We start from the raw sequence: 17,672 nt of genomic DNA on the forward strand, positions 1-17,672 counted from the left end.
TAAATATATGTCAAATAAACGTTAATAGTAGGGGCTTTGGCGGCTTTGTTTGCTATTTGGGGGACAGATCACGCATTGATTGAACTGAATGAAAATCAATCAAATGAAACTTTGAGGTGAAATAATTTCTGAAATGGATTTATAGAAAATGAATTTATTAAATATTTTTTATAACAAATACTTATGCAAGATAAGTTGGGGATATTAGCGAGTTTATGCATAAAACCAGAGTAAACCGCTGTTCTTAAAGACTTGCGCAGCATGCCGTGCAAATGATACTGATATTGCGCGTTAAATAACCCCATAAAGCAACGCAACACAATTCATACCCCTTTCAGTGGGTGCCATTACCTCCTGGAATGGCGCCTTTCATCGAGGAAGTCTGTAGTGAAGAAAAAAACAAAAGTCAGCCTGGCCTGGCAAATTTTGCTGGCCCTGGTGCTGGGCATACTTCTGGGCAGTTACCTGCATTACCACGCCGAAAGCCGTGACTGGTTAATCTCGAACCTGCTGACCCCGGCGGGCGATATCTTTATCCATCTGATTAAAATGATCGTCGTACCGATCGTCATCTCGACCCTGGTGGTCGGCATTGCCGGCGTAGGCGATGCGAAGCAGCTGGGCCGTATCGGCGCGAAAACCATTATCTATTTTGAAGTGATCACCACGGTGGCCATCGTGCTGGGGATTACCCTGGCTAACGTCTTTCAGCCAGGAAGTGGCATTGATATGTCGCAGCTGGCGGCGGTGGATATTTCGAAATATCAAAACACCACGGCAGAAGTACAGAGCCACGCGCATGGCCTGATGGGCACCATCCTCTCGCTGGTACCGACTAATATCGTGGCTTCGATGGCGAAGGGCGACATGCTGCCGATCATCTTCTTCTCGGTGCTATTTGGTCTCGGTCTTTCCTCGCTGCCCGCTACCCATCGTGAACCGCTGGTCACGGTGTTCCGCTCTATCTCTGAAACCATGTTTAAAGTGACGCACATGGTGATGCGCTACGCGCCGGTGGGCGTGTTCGCGCTGATCTCGGTGACCGTGGCGACCTTCGGCTTCGCTTCACTGTGGCCGCTGGCGAAGCTGGTGATTCTGGTGTATTTCGCCATTCTGTTCTTCGCGCTGGTGGTGCTTGGCATCGTGGCGCGGGTATGCGGACTGAGCATCTGGACCCTGATCCGCATTCTGAAGGATGAGCTGATTCTGGCCTACTCTACCGCCAGCTCCGAGAGCGTGCTGCCGCGTATTATTGAGAAGATGGAAGCCTACGGCGCGCCAGCGTCGATCACCAGCTTCGTGGTGCCGACCGGCTACTCCTTTAACCTCGATGGCTCGACGCTGTATCAGAGTATTGCGGCTATCTTCATCGCCCAGCTGTACGGTATTGATCTGTCCATCTGGCAGGAAATTACCCTCGTGCTGACGCTGATGGTGACGTCGAAAGGGATTGCCGGCGTACCGGGCGTCTCCTTCGTGGTGCTGCTGGCGACGCTGGGCAGCGTGGGCATTCCGCTGGAAGGTCTGGCGTTTATCGCCGGCGTTGACCGTATCCTCGATATGGCGCGTACCGCGCTGAACGTGGTGGGCAACGCGCTGGCGGTGCTGGTTATCGCCAAGTGGGAACACAAATTTGACCGCAAAAAAGCGCTGGCGTATGAACGTGAAGTGCTGGGCAAATTTGATAAAACGGCGCAATAAAACAGAAAGCCCGGTGACATCGCACCGGGCCTGAGAGAAAAGCGTCGCGTTTCTGTCGGGTAGCGGCTAACGCCTGACCCGGCCGAAACACTCCAGCCAGATCGGCTGGTGAACATCTCCAACAAGCCCGGCGTATGGGCTGCGCCGGGCTTTTTCTTATCTTTTACTTATCCTGTCGAACTCTTCACAGCCGGTATCAAACCCCTCCTGACAGCTGACGTTGAGCCAGTGCAGCGCTTTCTGCCGGTTCGGTTCGATAAAGCCTTTTTCCCCTTGCAGGAAAAGCATCCCGGCCCAGTATTCGGCGTAGCCGGTACGGGAGAGGGCAGAGCTCTCTTTAAAGTACTGCGTCGCTTTCACATCATCTTCCGGAAGATGAACCCCGCTGGCGTAAATCAGCCCCAGCAGCATCTGAGCGTCAACGGCTGAATCGCTTTCCGGATCCTGCGCGGCGTGCTGTAACAGAGTGATGGCGTGGGGGTAGTTCGGCGTACCGGCCTGCTGGTTCACCAGCACCCGGGCGAGAACAATTTCCCCCGCCTTGCTGCCTGTTTGTACGGACTTTTCCGCCAGTACTTTAGCCTGGTGGTAGTCCGCCTGCTGGGGATTGCGGATTTTGAGCTGGGCCAGCAGCGCCAGCGCGTCGCCATCGCCGTTGTCTGCGGCTTTCTGCGCCCAGTATTCGGCCTGGGGAAAATCGCCGAAGCTGACGTAAGTATCCGCCAGGTAATATTGTGCACGTGGATCGCCGGCTTCGGCCTGCTGTCTATACTGGCTACCTGGTTCCATGGCGCCTGAGGTGAAGCTTGCTATCACCAGCAGTAAATAGAGGTATTTCATTTTTTATTATCGGTAGAGGACATAACGAGCAGTATAAAGGCAGGGGAAGAAGAAGAAAACGCCGGGAACTCGTGGGGGATACTCATGGTTTATCCGAATAATCGTGCCGTCTGTTTCCCCGGGGGCGGCGCTGACGCGCCTTGCCCGGGCTACAGATTCACAGTCGTCTGCGGTCCGCTAGCCCGGATAAGGTGTTAGCCGCCATCCGGGGGGATTGATTCACAGCCTTCTGCGGTCCGTTAGCCCGGCCAGGTGCGAAGCACCGCCTCCGGGGAGGCGGTCCGATTAACCCAGCGCGCTTTCGCGCAGGCGGGCTTTCAGCTTGTTGTACTCATCAATGACGTACTGCTCAGCGGCACGCTGGTCGGCAATCGGCTCAACGTTGACGGCGCAGTACTTGTACTCCGGCGTTTTGGTTATCGGGCTCAGGTTCTCGGAAACCAGCTCGTTACAGGCGCCAATCCACCACTGGTAGGTCATATAGACCGCCCCTTTATTCGGACGATCGCTGACCTGCGCGCGGGTGATAATACGGCCCTTACGCGAGTTCACCCACACCAGCGCCTCATCCTCAATGCCCAAACGTTCGGCATCGGCGGTGTTGATTTGCGCATAGCCAGGTTCATCCGCCAGCGCGGCCAGCGCCGCACAGTTACCGGTCATCGAACGGCACGAGTAGTGGCCGACTTCGCGCACCGTCGACAGCACCATCGGGTACTCTTCGGTGAGTTTGTCAATCGGCGCGACCCAGTCGCAGGTGAAGAACTGCGCCAGACCGTTCGGGGTATCGAACTTCTCTTTAAACAAATAAGAGGTCCCCTGATCGGCGTCGGACTCATCGCGGCACGGCCACATGACGTAGCCTAGCTCGCCCATTTTCTCGTAGGTGGCGCCGTAGAAATCCGGACACAGATGCCGCAACTCGTCCCAGATCTCCTGGGTGTTGTTGTAGTGCATCTTGTAGCCCATCCGGGTAGCGATTTCGCTGATAATCTGCCAGTCGGTTTTCAGGTCCCACTTCGGCTCTACCGCTTTAAAGAAGCGCTGGAAGCCGCGGTCCGCTGCGGTATAGACGCCTTCGTGCTCGCCCCACGAGGTGGACGGCAGGATAACGTCGGCCGCTGAGGCGGTTTTGGTCATGAAAATATCCTGGACGATAACCAGTTCCAGATCGTCGAATGCCTTACGCACTGCGGACAGCTCGGCGTCGGTCTGGAGCGGATCTTCTCCCATAATATACGCCGCCCGCACTTCGCCATGCGCCGCGCGGTGCGGCAGCTCGCTGATGCGGTAGCCGGTGTGCGCCGGCAGGCTATCGACGCCCCAGGCTTTGGCGAACTTCTCGCGGTTCTCCGGGAACTTAACGTATTGATAGCCCGGATAGGTATCCGGCAGCGCGCCCATGTCGCAGGCGCCCTGAACGTTGTTCTGGCCGCGCACCGGGTTGACGCCGACGCTCGGCTTGCCGAGGTTGCCGGTGAGGATCGCCAGGCTGGTCAGCGAACGTACGGTTTCCACGCCCTGGTAGAACTGGGTCACGCCCATGCCCCACAGGATCGCGGCGGATTTCGCGCTGGCATACATACGGGCGCAGGCGCGGATCTCCTGGGCGCTCACGCCGGTGATCTCTTCCACCGACTCTGGCGTGTAGCCTTCGACGATTTTGCGATACTCTTCGAAGCCCTCAGAACGGCTGGCGACGAAGGATTTATCGTAGAGGTCTTCTTCGATAATCACGTGCCCGATAGCGTTGAGCAGCGCGATATTCGAGCCGTTCTTCAGCGCAATGTGCATATCGGCAATGCGCGCGGTTTCAATTTTACGCGGATCGCAGACGATGATTTTTGCCCCGTTGCGTTTGGCGTTAATCACGTGATTCGCCACAATAGGGTGTGAATCTGCCGGGTTATACCCGAAGATAAACACGAGATCGGTATTGTCGATCTCGGTGATGGCATTACTCATAGCGCCGTTACCGACCGATTGGTGCAGACCTGCAACCGATGGGCCGTGTCAGACGCGAGCGCAGCAGTCGACGTTATTGGTACCAATAACGGCGCGCGCGAATTTTTGCATCACATAGTTGGTTTCGTTACCCGTTCCGCGGGACGAGCCGGTAGTCTGAATCGCGTCCGGGCCATATTTCTCTTTAATAGCGCTGAGGCGAGTGGCGACGTAATCGAGCGCCTCATCCCAGGAGACGGATTCCAGCTTGCCGCCGCGCTGGCGACGGATCATAGGGGTTTTCAGGCGCGGGGTAAGGATCTGGGTATCGTTAATGAAGTCCCAGCCATAATAGCCTTTCAGACACAGGGTTCCCTGGTTGGTTTTCCCCTGTGCCGCTTCCGCCCGAACGATTTTGCCGTTATCGACCACCAGGTTGATTTTGCAACCTGATGCGCAATACGGACAAACCGTGACGACTTTTTTCATCGGTCTTGCTCCAGTTAATCAATTGGCGCATACGCGCTATCGCGCCGTCACTATGCATCTTCTATGCCATGTTTTCATTGTGGGTATCGCCTGATGATACGTTGTTTTTTTGGGCGAAATGCTGACGAAAAACAGGCTATCGTCAGTTTTGACGTGTCGACGCGGGAGCAGGTGACGCGCTCGGACAGGCGATGATGGATAGCCCGGGAGGGGCGCAGCTCCGCTTCCGGGGAGGATAGCGGGCAGGCTTGAAAGCGGTGCTGCGCTTATTGGGCTAGGTCAAATAACGGCTTCTCGCCAGCGCCGCCGCGCCCCGGGCGCCGTTAAACGCCGAGGAGGAAGCGGCGATAAAGCGTACGGCCTGAAACGGTAGCGGACGGCGAACGTAGGTTTTAACCCTGGTGATTAGGGCGTCGCGCGGGAAAGCGGGCATATCCATTACGCCGCCGCCGAGGATCACCGCGTCGGGGTCGAACAGGTTAATACTGGTGGCGATGGCGCGGGCGGCATGATTCAGCAACTGCTGCACAAACGGCTCCTGTGCGGCATGAACGAACAGCTCGCCCAGTTCGTACGCGCGTGGCTGCTGTTCATACCAGCGCTTTAGCGCAATGCCGGAGCAGACGGTTTCCAGACAGGCGGGGTTGCCGCAGGCGCAGGTGAGGGCGTCATCGCCCTGGGGGATATGCCCCAGCTCGCCCGCCACGCCGTGGGCGCCGGTCCACGGCCCGCCGTTTAGCCAGACCGCGAAGCCCATACCGGTGCCAAGATAGGCCGCCAGCACCTCCTGCTCCTGCAGGCCGTTCTGCTGCACATCAAAAGAGAGCTGCAGATTCACATCGCGGGAAAACTCCACCGGGCAGCCCAGCGCCGCTTCCAGCCGGTCCGCCAGGTTATACAGATCGTCAGCGGCCAGAGGCAGGTTGGGGGTGGAGATAATCGTCCGCTTGTCTTTTGCCACCAGCGCCGGAAACCCCATCACCAGCCCGCAGCAGCGGGCATCATGTTGGTTTAGCTGCTGCTGTAGCAGGTTTTTAATGCCGTTAACCAGGCCGTCGGCGTTAATCACCTCCACGGTACGCAGCTTTTCGCAGTGCAGCGCTTCGCCCTGCGCCGTTTGCAGGCAAAAACGGATATGAGTCGCTCCCATATCCACGCCTGCGACAACGTTACGCTGTTTTTGCATGAGGCTGTACCTCGTTTTTTGCCGCCAGAATTTGCTCGACCATGATCTGCCACGCCTCTTCAATCTTCTCGGCGTGATTAAAGAGGCCCGAAGTGCCGACGATAAAGACGTCCGCGCCCGCCGCCATCAGTTTTTCATAGGTGGCTTTATTGCAGGAGCCATCGATTTCGATCTCGTAGTTCAGCCCTTCGCGCTCGCGCCAGGCTTTAAGTTCAGCGATTTTCTCCAGCATCTCCGGGATAAACGGCTGTCCGGCAAAGCCCGGGTCGACGGTCATTACCGTGATTTTGTCGGCTTTATGAATGTAGTACTTCATGGTCTCAACCGGGGTTTCCGGGTTAAGGATCAGCCCGACTTTCATGCCGTGGCGTCGAATTTCTTCGATCAGGCGGAAGGCCTGGCCGTTGATGGTTTCCGGATGCAGGGTGATAAAATCCGCCCCCGCCTGCGCCAGCTGGCTAATGTAATCCTGCGGGCGGGTGACCATCAGATGGCAATCCAGCGGTTTGCTGGCCAGCTTTTTGACCTGGCCGACGAAAAACGGCGACAGGGTCAGGTTCGGCACAAAATGACCGTCCATGATATCGATGTGAAAATAGTCTGCATGCTGGTCGATAAACTCGATCTGTTCTTTAAATTTCAGCAGATCCATACACATTAAAGAGGGAGCAATTTTCATGATAAATTCCTTACTTACTGATAAGACGGTCGAGGGCGACAGCCGCGATGATTAATCCGCCCATTACCACCAGCTGGTAGTAGGTTTGTACTTGCAGAATGTTCAGTCCGTTATTGATAGTGCCGATAATCAGGCCGCCGATGACCACCGAGAAGATGCGTCCTTTGCCGCCGAAGAAGCTGGTACCGCCGATGATGGCGCTGGCGATGGCGTAGGTTTCAAAGCCCATACCGGCCAGCGGCTCTGCTGCGCCGAGACGCGCGGTGGAGACCACGCCCGCCAGTCCGGCGCAAATACCGGAAATGATGAACACCAGCAGCATGTGAAACTTGACGTCGATACCGGAGTAGAAAGCGGAGTTTTTGTTGCCGCCCAGCGCGTAGATATTGCGGCCGACGCGCATACGGGTGGTCAGGAACCATAGGATCAGCGCCACAATCAGCGAGAAGATCACCGGCACCGGGATGCCCAGAGGCGTGGCGGCAAAGAAGTTAACGAAATCAAATGAAAAGCCGTACACCGAGTTGGCATCAGAGATAACCAGCGTGATACCGCGGAAGATGGCGTTGGTGCCGAGGGTAATAATGAACGGATGCAGCCCGGTCCAGTTGACCAGACAGCCGTTGATAGCGCCCAGCGCGCCGCCGACCAGCACCCCGCCAATCAGCGCCGCAAGGAACGGGTCAACGCCCGCCAGCATCAGCTTGGCGGTGACCATCCCGGAGAGCGCGAGGATCGCCCCAACCGACAGGTCGATCCCGGCGACGAGGATCGCGAAGAACTCGCCCATGCCGATCAGCACGGTGACCGAACTCTGGACAAAGATCTGCGTAATGTTGTTGGTCGTCAGGAAGTACTCCGACGACAGGGTGCCGAAGATGGCGACGATGATAGCGAGGATAAAAAAGGTGCCGTATTTATCCCAGAACAGCGCGAAGTTAAACGGTTTTTTCTCGTCCATATCGCCTTTTACTCTTGTGGTAGTGCCCATGCCATAATCTCCTCTTCGCTCATATCGTCGCGATTGGTCAGGATTTGCGTCAGTCGCCCTTCGCAGAACACGGCAATGCGGTCGCAGACGGCGATAATTTCAGGTAGTTCGGATGACACCATCAGGATGACTTTTCCGTCATCGGCCAGCTGGCGCATCACTTTATAAATTTCGGCTTTTGCGCCCACGTCGATACCGCGCGTCGGCTCGTCAAAAATGATCACTTCGGGGCTGCAGCACAGCCATTTCGATATCAGCACCTTCTGCTGGTTACCGCCGGATAGCTCGGTAATGTTCTGATCGACCGAATGGCACTTCAGCGCCAGCAGCTTGCGCTGCTCTTCCGCCGTTTTGCGTTCGTCGCCTTCGCGGAACAGCCCCATGGCCCCTTTGTAGCCGCCGCGCTTCAGGCTCTGGCTGACTGCCATATTCTGAGCGATAGAAAAATTGGGGAAAAAGCCGTTTTCCCGGCGGCTTTCGGTGATGTAGCCCATGCCTTTCTTTAAGGCGTCCAGCGGCGAGCGGGGGGAGATCGCTTTGCCGTTGAGGTAAATTTCACCGCTGCTACGCTTATCAACCCCAAACAGGCAGTCCATCAGCTCGGTGCGCCCGGAACCGACCAGTCCGGCAAAACCGAGAATTTCGCCTCGATTCACGCTAAACGAGATATCGCGTACCTTTTTCTTGTCATGGCTGGTGACGTTTTTCACTTCAAACACCGTCTCACGGGCGATATTGCCGGTGCTCTCTTTCATGGCGTTGAAGCGGTTTTGCAGTTCGCGGCCGACCATCAGACGAACGATGTCATCGTTATTCACTTCGCTGACCATCCCGCTGCAGACGCTGCTGCCGTCTTTCATGACCGTGTAGCGGTCGCAGATGCGGCGTATTTCCGCCAGCTTGTGCGAGATATAGACAATGGCGGTGCCCTCTTTCCGCAGCTGATTCATGATCAGAAACAGATAGTCCACCTCTTTATTGGTCAGCGAGGAGGTCGGTTCATCCATGATCAGGACTTTGGCATCAAGCATCAGCGTCTTGGCGATTTCCAGCATCTGCTTGTGGCTGATGGAGAGGTTTGCCACCTTTTCGTCTAAGTCGATCTTTAGCCCGACGCGCAGCAGCATCATCGCCGCCCGCACGCGCATTTCTTTCCAGTCGATCACGTTGACGCCGCAGACTTTTTTCGTCAGATGGCGGCCAATATATAAATTCTCCAGCACCGTTAATTCATCAATGACGCTGAGCTCCTGATAAATAATTCCAATGCCGAGCTGGGCCGCTAATTTATGATCAAGCTTGTCGTAGTTAACGTTATTAATCGTAATGGTGCCTTTGGTCGGTTCATGTATTCCCGACAGAACTTTCATCAGCGTTGATTTACCGGCACCATTTTCCCCTAATAACGCATGTATTTCATGGGGGTAAATAGTTAAATCAACCGATTTTAATGCGTGAACCGGGCCAAAGGATTTGCCGATCCCCGCCATTGAAATATATGGCGTGAGCATAGATTTTCCTTATATTTTCACCCTCTCCGTGGGGGAGAGGGTCGGGGTGAGGGCAACCGTCAGTACAAGGTCAGTCTTATTTCGTCACCAGAATGGAGTCCACCAGCTTAAACTGCGGGGCTTTATCCAGAGGGATGACTTTGCCGCTCTTCTCAGCATCGACCATCAGCTTAAGACCCGTAGCGCCAATATCCGCCGGGTTCTGGGCGACTGTGGCGGTCATCTGTCCGGCTTCGACCATTTTGCGCGCTTCAGGAATGCCGTCGGTACCGACCACCAGTACCTTACCGGTTTTGCCGGCATTCGCGACGGCCTGGGCGACGCCCATTGCCATGGTGTCGTTGGCGCAGTAGATCGCTTTAACGTTCGGGTTACGCTGCAGCACGTTGGTGGCGACGTCCAGCGCCTTGATGCGGTCCCAGTCGGCAGGCTGACTGGCAACCAGCTTGATTTGACTCGCTTTTTTGAAAGCTTCGGTGGCGCCATTGCGGCGGGCCTCACCGGACGCGTTACCGGCTTTGCCTTCGATAATAGCGACTTCGCCGCCTTCAGCACCCAGTTTGTCGATGATAAACTCTGCGCCTTTCGCCCCGACCGCCACGTTATCGGTGGTGACAAAACCTTCTACGTTGCCGCCGGCTTTCTTCAGGTTATCCATATCGATTTTTTCATCGAGGTTGACCAGATAGATGCCCTTTTTCCAGGCTTTAGCCACCGGCATCACCAGGTTTACCGATGAGAGGGGCGCAAAGGCGATACCTTTGTAGTTTTTATTGCTCAGGTCTTCAAACAGCTGCAGCTGCGACTGAAAATCCCCTTCAGAAGGTGAGGCAAAAATATCGACGCTCACGCCCAGGGTTTTGGCTTCGTCTTCAATACCCTTTTTCATATCCACCCAGAATGGATTGGATAAGGTTTTTAAGACCACGGCATAATCGGCGGCGGCAAAGGCGCTGGTGGATAACATTACGCCCATAGCCGCGCCGCTGAAAAGTTTCAGATATTTATTCATATCAATACTCTCGGTGTAAGATACAATTTTATTGATCCCACTGATGTGGGATCGGCTTTTTATTTACTTCAGCGCGCCTGGAGAAAAGAAATTAACAATTGCGCCGGTTTTTTGCATGTTTAAATTCGCTTGTTCAATATTAAGCTGGGCAACGGAAACAAAGAATGCATCTAATAATGTCAGTTGTAATATACGCGCTGAGGCGTTTCGGCCTAATAAAGGCGTCTCTGGTGCTGGCGAACAAATAATAAAATCAGCTAATTTGGCAATCGGCGAATGATAGCTGTGGGTGATGCAAATAATTTTTGCCCCGTTCTTTTTAGCCAGCTCCACCGCGGATTTAATATCGCTGGTGCGCCCGGAGTGTGAAACCACCAGCACCACATCGCCTTCTTTCAGCAACGAGGCGGACATCATCATGATATGCGCGTCCGGGTAGGCCTGGCAGCGCACGCCGATACGTAAAAATTTATGCTGCACGTCGGCGCAGATGGCGTTGGAGCCGCCCGCGCCGTAAAGATCGCGCTGGTTAGCCTGAGCGAAAAAGCGCGCCGCGCGGTGAATCTCGTCGACGTTAACGATCGACTGGCCTTCCATAATGGTGCGCAGAGTGATGTTAAACACCTTGTTCACCACATCCTGCGGCGCTTCATCAAAGGAGAGCTCGGTCGGTAGCACCTGCTCAGATTGCGAAAAGTAGGCCTCCAGCGCGCTGCGCAGGTTACGAAAACCGCTAAACCCGAGCAGCTTAGAAACCTTAACGATCATGGCTTCTGATACCGACAGCGCTTCCGCGACGTCTTTAATGGCCGGCGCATCGCTGAGATTGCCGGGGGTAAGCAACCATTCGACGATACGGCTCTCGTTTTCGGTCATGCCTTCCTGCTTCATGCGAAGCCAGGGGGCAAGGCCGATACCGTTAGGGAGCGAACTGGATTCTGACTGACTCATCGCTTTCTCTTTGTCCATAAAATGAAGACGACACTATATCACCACAGGCAAAACAAAAAAGATACCGCCAACTTCACAAAATTTATTTTTTTATAAAGTTATGTTTATTGTGAAGTTTTGCTAAAATTCATTTTTACTTTTACATGCAATAAATTCATTATAAATCATACTATTGTGTGATTTGTATGGTTCTTTTTCTGAAAAGTGCATATGGCGTTAAATAACGTTTTCGACTTGATTTGTAAAATATCAGCGTGTAGAAAGGAGCCGGATGATGCTATTTTCAGCGTTTCCAGGGGCATTTTTAGGCGTTTAAATCACAACGCCAACCATCCTTGTAAAGTTAACAACAGGCGAGGCTAAGTATGAAAAGGATTGCATTTGGCTGCGATCATGTCGGTTTTATCCTGAAAGACGATATCGTTGCGCATCTGCGCCAGCGCGGGATTGACGTCGTGGATAAAGGCGCATGGTCTACGGAACGTACCGATTATCCGCGCTATGCCAGCGCCGTCGCTGAGTCCGTTGCCGCTGGTGAGGTCGACGGCGGGATCCTGATCTGCGGCACCGGCGTCGGCATCTCTATCGCTGCCAATAAGCATCCCGGTATTCGGGCGGTGGTGTGCAGCGAGCCCTACTCGGCGCAGCTTTCACGGCAGCATAATGACACCAATATTCTGGCCTTTGGCGCGCGGGTGATCGGCCTTGAACTGGCAAAAATGATCGTCGATGCCTGGCTGGATGCCGAATTCGAGGGGGGGCGCCACCAGGGGCGGGTAGACGCGATCGGCGCGATTGAGCAGCAGCGGATTTGAGATTCCTCCGCTACTCGCCGCGGTAGCGCTTGATTAACGTAAAGCCAGCCCACCGATGAGACTGGCTTTATGAAACGTTATACTACCGCTTTGCTTTTTTGCACCCTATCCCTCGCCGGCCAGCTGGCGCACGCCGATGTGATCGACGACGCTATCGGCAATATTCAGCAGGCTATTAACGATGCTTACCACCCGGGCGATAGCCGTTCCGACGACGATGACTATGATGATGGGCGCTATCAGGGCAGCCGTCAGCAAAGCGCCGATCGCCAGCGGCAGTATGAAGACAGACGACGACAGCTTGAAGATCGCCGCCGCCAGCTTGACGAGCGTCAGCGCCAGCTGGACAGCGATCGGCGACAGTTAGAAAACGACTGGCGTCGTCTGGATGATGATTACTGATGCCGGGCGATCCGCGGCGGGAGCCAGGGAATCAGCAGCCCCATAACGATGCCGGACGGCAGCGCCGAGATAAGCAACAGCGGGATTAAATAGAAAAACATCGGAATAAAGGCGCCGATGATGCCGCAGCAAATGGCCGTTATCAGAGGCCCGGCAATCCCGCCTGCCAGCATCCGATAGTACCAGGCGCAATCAGCGTGGCCCGTCAGGATAGCCATGAAAATGCCGGTTAACAATGCGGGTAAAAAGCCAATACCCCAGGTGAGGGATAATACTTCCGGAAGATGATTGAGGAGCTCATCAACTGAGATGACCCTGGGTAAAAAGAGAATGAGCGGTAGCGGTATTAACGGCCCAAGGGCCACGAACCAGCCTGCATGATGAATCATTCGTCCTGTCACGATCGTTTCCTTCCCTGTTTTTTTGTCCGTCGGGAAAGGTATTTCACTACTGTGAAGCGAGGATGAAGTCAGGGTAAAACGGTGATAGAAAATTAGCTCAGTTCGGGCAGGGCGGGGACCAGCTCTTTCAGCAGGGCGACAAGTTCGGGGTCCATATAGCGGTAGTCGTCGGGGATATCCAGCACGTAAAGCGGTTTATTTTCGACCAGGCGACGATATTCAGCGACCAGTCGATTTTTATGTTTCTGCTCCATCACGCAGATAATATCTGCCCAGTTAATCAGTTCAGGAGTAAGGGGTTTTCTGGCGTTCCGGCTCGTGCCCGCAGAGCGCACGTTCATGCCAGGATAACGGCGGAACACCTGTTCCGCCGTCGGGCTTCGCCATTGATTGCGGCTACAAACAAACAGCACGTTGATCAATTCGATAACAGCTCTTCCATTCCCTGATGCGCCAGCTGGCGACGAGTTTTACGGGGATATTCCATTCCCAGCTGCGCGGCGCGTAGCAATTTTTCTGAACGCAAATAGAGATGCTTCCAGTTTTTCTCGCGACGAAAACGTAAGAGGGCGGTGTGAACATCGCGAGACTTATTGCGCTGCTTTTGCGCCATGCGCCAGTCCCGGCTACGGGTTGTTTCCATGGTCTTTTCTCTCTCAGATTAATCGGGTTCAGCAGCCGCGATAATACGGAGAGGAAAGCGCCGCTATGTTAACGCTGCCAGGGGCTCTTTATCCAGCGTTTTCACGCGTGTTGAATACCGGGGCAGGGGCTGCTGGTGTGCGGTCGTCGGAGGAGCCGGGCCGTCTGGATAAGGGTTACCGATGTGCCGCGATCCGCGGCGGAAGCCTGGGAATCATCGGCCCGAGCCCCGCAAACCAGCCGATATGATGCAGGAACTTATTCATTTGGCGTTTTTCTCTGCTCCCTGCCCGGCAGATAGGCTATCAGCCATCCCATAATCAGTCCGGAGAACAGGCCAGAACCTGCGATTACCCGGAACCCATGACCACGCAGAATAAAGGTCGTCAGATCGGTATCGGAGAAAAGCAGCACGCCGGTTAGCGGTATTGCCGCGCATATGGCCAGGCCAATGGTCGCGCTGGCGAGGATACGCCGGTAATGAATCGCATGAATGCCCGTGGGCAAAAAAGCGACGGCGATCCCGGTCAGTAGCGCCGGGATGGCGCCAGCAGCCCAGGGGACGATGAGAAAATACGGCAGTTCAGAAAAGACAAATTCAAAGAAACTACCCACCGAACGGCGCGACTGTATGACGATGGCGACGATGGCCCACAGCAGGCCAATATAGGGGCCAATGAATGCATACCAGCAGGCATGGCGAAGCGTGCGTCGTGTTGTGGTCATGTGAATCCCTTCAGATGGTTAAGTTCGCAGGGAAGATAGTGAGGTTAAGTGAAGGGACGATGAAGTTTGGTTAAGGCAGCATAATCTCCATGCCGTCAAATCCCGCTTCAAACCCTGCCGGCAGAGAGTGCTCCATCATCCACGCGTCGAAGCGGTGGCTAATATGAGTGAGGATCACTCGCGGGCAGCCGATGACCTGGTTAATGGCCCGCACGGTGTTCAGGTCGCAGTGGTTGCGCGGCGGCTGCGGGCGCGGCTCGTGGCTACAGTCGATGATGATAAGCTGCGGCTGATTATTCAGCAGGAACTTCAGCGTTTTTTCCGGCAGCGCGGCGGTATCGGAGAGCCAGGCGACCCGGCTATGGGCCGACTCCAGCAGATAGCCAAACGTGAGCCTTGAGTGATTCAACGGCAGCGGCGTGACGCGCAATCCCTGAAGTTCAAACCGCACAAATGGTTCGACGGTGTGGCTGAAATCCAGCAGGCCCGGATGCTTAAACAGGTCATCGCAGCCCTGATCATCCGGGGGGCCGTATACCGCAATGGATTCGCCCACGCCCCAGCGCAAGGGGAACAGCCCCTGTACGTGATCCATATGATAATGGGTGAGCAGAAACTGCTGAAAGCTGCCGGCGGGCCACTGCGTCATCAGATCCGGCAGCCCGGCATCGAGCAGCGTCACCGCGCTATTGAATTTAACTATCGCGCTACAGGGGCGACGACGATGCGCTTCGTCGGAGCGGGCGCGGCGACAGGCGGGGCAATCGCAGCCAAAAACCGGCACCAGCTGCGCGCCGCCGGTGCCGGTTAAGCGGATACTCAGGCTCATGCTTTCTCCTCGCGCGTCAGGCTGGCTGCCGTTCGCGTCGGTTGCCGTGAATGCGAATCAGCGAAACCAGAGCGTCCACCGACTGGCTAAGGCGACCATCGTTATTTAGCGTCAGACACGCGCTCGGCGTATAGCGCGCCGCGCGCGCCATGCGCTGGGCGATTTCTGTTTCGTTCTCCCGCCCGCGCCGCGCCAGGCGTTGTCTGAGCACCTCCGGTGAAACCTGCAAACAGATAGGCAGGAGGGCGTCAGCATAGCGCGCCTGCGCTTGCGCAAGGTGCGCGCGTGAACCGTTAGCGACCACGTCGAACCCGGCGTGCAGCCACAGGTCAATCTCGATGCCAATACCGTAGTAATGGTGGTTTGCATGCCAGCTGAGGGCAAACAGATGCTGCTCGGCGCGGGTAAAAAACTCTCGCTCGCTGAGGGCGATATGGTTTTCACCGCCCGCATTGGGCGAACGAGTAATGTAGCGGTGCGCTACCAGCAGCTGCGGATGCTCACGCTGGCGCAGCGCTGCCAGCAGGCTGTCTTTACCGGAGCCGGAGGCACCGACCAGCCAAATCAGTTTTCCTGCCATCAGAAGACCCTCTTACCTTGCCGCCAGACGTGATCGATATGGATATGCTCGCCGTGACGGCGCGCCAGCACCAGGTCCGCCCGCTTACCTTCGGCAATCGCCCCGCGGTCGTGCAGCCCCAGCGCCTGCGCCGGGTTTTGACTTACCAGACGAATAGCCTGCGCGAGGGTAAAAGCGTTGCCCTCGTCGTCAGCGATGCGGAAAGCGGCATCCAGCAGGCTGGCGGGATAATAGTCGGAGGAGAGAATATCCAGCAGTCCGCTGGCCGCCAGATGATGGGCGGCGACGTTCCCGGAGTGCGAGCCGCCGCGCACGATATTCGGTGCGCCCATCAGGACGCTCATCCCATGCTGGCGCGAGGCCTGCGCTGCGGCGATAGTGGTGGGAAATTCGGCGATAACGCTGCCAAGCTGGCGTGACTCGAGCACATGTTCGCAGGTGGCGTCATCGTGGCTGGCCAGCGCGATATTCCGCTCGCGGCAGATCGCGGCGATGCGCTGCCGGTTGGGCTGTGACCAGGCAGCCGCCAGCGCCATCTGCTCCTCTTCGAAGGCGTCCATCTGTTCGTTGGTCAGATGGTATTTGCCCTGGTAGTAGTCGCGGTATTTGCTGCGGTCGGCGTACTGGCGCTGGCCAGGGGAGTGATCCATCAGGGAGACCATGCTCACCGGTTCGCGGCCAACCAGCTTCTCGAACAGCGGCAGAGTGGTGTGATGCGGCAGTTCGCAGCGCAGATGCAGCCGGTGTTCGGCGCGGTTGAGGCCTCGCTTTTGCGTCTCCTCCACGGCGTTGATCATCTTTTCCAGGTTCTCCAGACGATCGCCGCCGTCGCGGACATCGCCAATAGCCACGGCATCCAGCACGGTGGTGATGCCGCTGGCGACCATCAGCGCGTCGTGGCTGCTCATCGCCGAGTGGGCGGGCCAGTCCACCTTCGGTCGCGGGGTGAAAAACTTGTCCAGGTTGTCGGTATGGAGCTCGATAAGTCCCGGCAGCAGCCAGCCGCCGTCGCCGTCAATGGCCTCCGCCAGCCGGCTCTGGCTTTCGGCAAAGGCTGAAATTCTGCCGTCCCGCACCTTCAGCGAACCGTTAACCACCTCGTCTTCGAGGACCAGCTTTACGTTGTTGATAATCATGCTGAAATCCCCATGGGGTGCAGGCGGTCGGCGACCTGTTTACGCGTGGCCTCGTCGTGGAAAATGCCGACGATCGACGCGCCGCGGGCTTTGGCTTCCTGGATCAGTTCCACCACGGCGGCGCGGTTTTTGTTGTCCAGCGAGGCGGTGGGTTCGTCGAGAAGCAAGATCGGGTAGTCCACCGCGAAGCCGCGGGCGATATTGACCCGCTGCTGTTCGCCGCCGGAAAAGGTCGAGGGGGCGAGGTGCCACAGACGTTCGGGCACGTTCAGGCGCGTCAGCAGGCGGGCGGCTTTACCGGCGCTCTCTTCGCGCGGGATGCCCAGCTCGAGCAGCGGCTGCATGACGACGTCGAGGGCGGAGATGCGCGGGATCACTCGCAGAAACTGGCTAACCCAGCCGATGGTGGTTTTACGCACTTCCAGGACTTGGCGCGGCGTGGCAGTGACCAGATCCACCCATTCATCGCCGTGGCGGATATAGATGTGGCCGCTATCGGGGAGATAGTTGGCGTACAGCGAACGCAGCAGGGTCGATTTTCCGCTGCCGGAGTGGCCGTGCAGCACCACGCATTCGCCGACGTTTACGCTCAGCGAGGCGTCGGCGAGTACCGGCAGACGCACGCCGTTCTGCTGGTGCAGAACAAAGGTTTTATGGATGTTTTCCACGCGAATGGCGTTCATTTTTAGCCTCATCGTGCCTGAATTTCCCCGGATCGCGGCGTGAACGCCTTATCCGGGCTACCTGATGCATTAATTCACGAAGCGCGACCGGGGATCGCCGGAGACGGCGCGTTGCGCCTGTCCGTGCTACTGGCTCGCAGACGGTCCGTCACCC

The 17,672-nt window shown here is 56.2% G+C and carries 19 protein-coding genes; 3 read left to right on the top strand and 16 right to left on the bottom strand.

Annotated features, from left to right (window positions below):
* The first annotated feature begins 387 nt into the window (after positions 1-387).
* Entirely contained in the window at positions 388-1,701 is a 1,314-nt protein-coding gene (gltP, locus tag IAE27_RS02690) for a glutamate/aspartate:proton symporter GltP (protein ID WP_004109428.1), read from the top strand.
* Positions 1,702-1,857: 156 nt separating this feature from the next.
* Here the strand turns inward: gltP and IAE27_RS02695 are convergent, their stop codons facing one another.
* From IAE27_RS02695 to IAE27_RS02730, 8 genes are all read right to left on the bottom strand, one after another.
* A complete protein-coding gene (locus tag IAE27_RS02695; RefSeq protein ID WP_070557070.1) occupies positions 1,858-2,541 on the bottom strand; it encodes a tetratricopeptide repeat protein in 684 nt (227 codons plus the stop codon).
* 285 nt (positions 2,542-2,826) lie between these two features.
* Entirely contained in the window at positions 2,827-4,974 is a 2,148-nt protein-coding gene (gene fdhF, locus IAE27_RS02700; RefSeq protein WP_077598860.1) for a formate dehydrogenase subunit alpha, read from the bottom strand.
* A gap of 274 nt (positions 4,975-5,248) precedes the next feature.
* Positions 5,249-6,160 (bottom strand): allose kinase, encoded by a 912-nt coding sequence (gene alsK, locus IAE27_RS02705; RefSeq protein ID WP_070557069.1) that lies wholly within the window; start codon positions 6,158-6,160, stop codon positions 5,249-5,251.
* A complete protein-coding gene (gene alsE, locus IAE27_RS02710) occupies positions 6,144-6,839 on the bottom strand; it encodes a D-allulose 6-phosphate 3-epimerase (RefSeq protein WP_004109415.1) in 696 nt (231 codons plus the stop codon). Before alsE ends, alsK begins: the two co-directional genes overlap by 17 nt.
* A gap of 10 nt (positions 6,840-6,849) precedes the next feature.
* Complete coding sequence (alsC, locus tag IAE27_RS02715) at positions 6,850-7,830, bottom strand: D-allose ABC transporter permease (RefSeq protein WP_004109413.1); 981 nt, start codon at positions 7,828-7,830, stop codon at positions 6,850-6,852.
* Positions 7,809-9,341, bottom strand: coding sequence for a D-allose ABC transporter ATP-binding protein AlsA (gene alsA / locus IAE27_RS02720; protein WP_004109412.1), 1,533 nt, complete (start codon positions 9,339-9,341; stop codon positions 7,809-7,811). Before alsA ends, alsC begins: the two co-directional genes overlap by 22 nt.
* Positions 9,342-9,417: 76 nt before the next feature.
* Entirely contained in the window at positions 9,418-10,353 is a 936-nt protein-coding gene (gene alsB, locus IAE27_RS02725; RefSeq protein ID WP_004109411.1) for a D-allose transporter substrate-binding protein, read from the bottom strand.
* 63 nt (positions 10,354-10,416) lie between these two features.
* The gene (locus IAE27_RS02730; RefSeq protein WP_004137474.1) at positions 10,417-11,304 is read right to left on the bottom strand and encodes a MurR/RpiR family transcriptional regulator; all 888 of its coding nucleotides are present in this window, start codon (positions 11,302-11,304) and stop codon (positions 10,417-10,419) included.
* 365 nt (positions 11,305-11,669) lie between these two features.
* Here IAE27_RS02730 and rpiB point away from each other — a divergent pair, with 365 nt between their 5' ends.
* Together rpiB and yjdP are read left to right on the top strand one after the other, a co-directional pair.
* The gene (gene rpiB / locus IAE27_RS02735) at positions 11,670-12,119 is read left to right on the top strand and encodes a bifunctional allose-6-phosphate isomerase/ribose-5-phosphate isomerase RpiB (RefSeq protein WP_064343608.1); all 450 of its coding nucleotides are present in this window, start codon (positions 11,670-11,672) and stop codon (positions 12,117-12,119) included.
* Between the two features lie 69 nt (positions 12,120-12,188).
* Entirely contained in the window at positions 12,189-12,521 is a 333-nt protein-coding gene (gene yjdP, locus IAE27_RS02740; protein ID WP_004109408.1) for a DDRRRQL repeat protein YjdP, read from the top strand.
* Here the strand turns inward: yjdP and IAE27_RS02745 are convergent.
* The 8 genes from IAE27_RS02745 to phnL form a co-directional block, all read right to left on the bottom strand.
* Positions 12,515-12,922 carry a hypothetical protein gene (locus IAE27_RS02745; protein ID WP_004109407.1) on the bottom strand — a complete coding sequence of 136 codons (408 nt, stop codon included), beginning with the start codon at positions 12,920-12,922 and terminating at the stop codon, positions 12,515-12,517. The genes yjdP and IAE27_RS02745 overlap by 7 nt on opposite strands.
* Positions 12,923-13,014: 92 nt before the next feature.
* Positions 13,015-13,341, bottom strand: coding sequence for a low molecular weight protein tyrosine phosphatase family protein (locus tag IAE27_RS02750; protein WP_026055915.1), 327 nt, complete (start codon positions 13,339-13,341; stop codon positions 13,015-13,017).
* Positions 13,341-13,565 (bottom strand): hypothetical protein, encoded by a 225-nt coding sequence (locus IAE27_RS02755; RefSeq protein ID WP_004117295.1) that lies wholly within the window; start codon positions 13,563-13,565, stop codon positions 13,341-13,343. Before IAE27_RS02755 ends, IAE27_RS02750 begins: the two co-directional genes overlap by 1 nt.
* Before the next feature lie 257 nt (positions 13,566-13,822).
* Positions 13,823-14,290, bottom strand: a complete 468-nt coding sequence (locus IAE27_RS02760) for a hypothetical protein (RefSeq protein ID WP_023329128.1) — start codon at positions 14,288-14,290, stop codon at positions 13,823-13,825.
* Between the two features lie 70 nt (positions 14,291-14,360).
* The gene (phnP, locus tag IAE27_RS02765; protein WP_070557066.1) at positions 14,361-15,119 is read right to left on the bottom strand and encodes a phosphonate metabolism protein PhnP; all 759 of its coding nucleotides are present in this window, start codon (positions 15,117-15,119) and stop codon (positions 14,361-14,363) included.
* Between the two features lie 16 nt (positions 15,120-15,135).
* Positions 15,136-15,699 carry a ribose 1,5-bisphosphokinase gene (gene phnN, locus IAE27_RS02770; protein ID WP_004117297.1) on the bottom strand — a complete coding sequence of 188 codons (564 nt, stop codon included), beginning with the start codon at positions 15,697-15,699 and terminating at the stop codon, positions 15,136-15,138.
* Complete coding sequence (gene phnM / locus IAE27_RS02775) at positions 15,699-16,835, bottom strand: alpha-D-ribose 1-methylphosphonate 5-triphosphate diphosphatase (protein WP_108704305.1); 1,137 nt, start codon at positions 16,833-16,835, stop codon at positions 15,699-15,701. Before phnM ends, phnN begins: the two co-directional genes overlap by 1 nt.
* Positions 16,832-17,518, bottom strand: a complete 687-nt coding sequence (gene phnL / locus IAE27_RS02780) for a phosphonate C-P lyase system protein PhnL (protein ID WP_070557065.1) — start codon at positions 17,516-17,518, stop codon at positions 16,832-16,834. The genes phnM and phnL overlap by 4 nt, the downstream gene beginning before the upstream one ends.
* Positions 17,519-17,672 lie beyond the last annotated feature (154 nt).

The organism is Klebsiella sp. S69 (assembly GCF_016516145.1).
In the GTDB taxonomy this organism is placed as follows: domain Bacteria; phylum Pseudomonadota; class Gammaproteobacteria; order Enterobacterales; family Enterobacteriaceae; genus Klebsiella; species Klebsiella oxytoca.

What these genes read in the sequence shown, in the direction of transcription:
- phnM (WP_108704305.1), bottom strand. Translation starts at nt 16,835, where the DNA reads ATGATTATCAACAACGTAAAGCTGGTCCTCGAAGACGAGGTGGTTAAC.
- phnN (WP_004117297.1), bottom strand. Translation starts at nt 15,699, where the DNA reads ATGGCAGGAAAACTGATTTGGCTGGTCGGTGCCTCCGGCTCCGGTAAA.
- alsA (WP_004109412.1), bottom strand. Translation starts at nt 9,341, where the DNA reads ATGCTCACGCCATATATTTCAATGGCGGGGATCGGCAAATCCTTTGGC.
- alsC (WP_004109413.1), bottom strand. Translation starts at nt 7,830, where the DNA reads ATGGGCACTACCACAAGAGTAAAAGGCGATATGGACGAGAAAAAACCG.
- phnP (WP_070557066.1), bottom strand. Translation starts at nt 15,119, where the DNA reads ATGAGCCTGAGTATCCGCTTAACCGGCACCGGCGGCGCGCAGCTGGTG.
- alsB (WP_004109411.1), bottom strand. Translation starts at nt 10,353, where the DNA reads ATGAATAAATATCTGAAACTTTTCAGCGGCGCGGCTATGGGCGTAATG.
- alsK (WP_070557069.1), bottom strand. Translation starts at nt 6,160, where the DNA reads ATGCAAAAACAGCGTAACGTTGTCGCAGGCGTGGATATGGGAGCGACT.
- IAE27_RS02755 (WP_004117295.1), bottom strand. Translation starts at nt 13,565, where the DNA reads ATGGAAACAACCCGTAGCCGGGACTGGCGCATGGCGCAAAAGCAGCGC.
- IAE27_RS02760 (WP_023329128.1), bottom strand. Translation starts at nt 14,290, where the DNA reads ATGACCACAACACGACGCACGCTTCGCCATGCCTGCTGGTATGCATTC.
- alsE (WP_004109415.1), bottom strand. Translation starts at nt 6,839, where the DNA reads ATGAAAATTGCTCCCTCTTTAATGTGTATGGATCTGCTGAAATTTAAA.
- rpiB (WP_064343608.1), top strand. Translation starts at nt 11,670, where the DNA reads ATGAAAAGGATTGCATTTGGCTGCGATCATGTCGGTTTTATCCTGAAA.
- IAE27_RS02695 (WP_070557070.1), bottom strand. Translation starts at nt 2,541, where the DNA reads ATGAAATACCTCTATTTACTGCTGGTGATAGCAAGCTTCACCTCAGGC.
- IAE27_RS02730 (WP_004137474.1), bottom strand. Translation starts at nt 11,304, where the DNA reads ATGAGTCAGTCAGAATCCAGTTCGCTCCCTAACGGTATCGGCCTTGCC.
- yjdP (WP_004109408.1), top strand. Translation starts at nt 12,189, where the DNA reads ATGAAACGTTATACTACCGCTTTGCTTTTTTGCACCCTATCCCTCGCC.
- phnL (WP_070557065.1), bottom strand. Translation starts at nt 17,518, where the DNA reads ATGAACGCCATTCGCGTGGAAAACATCCATAAAACCTTTGTTCTGCAC.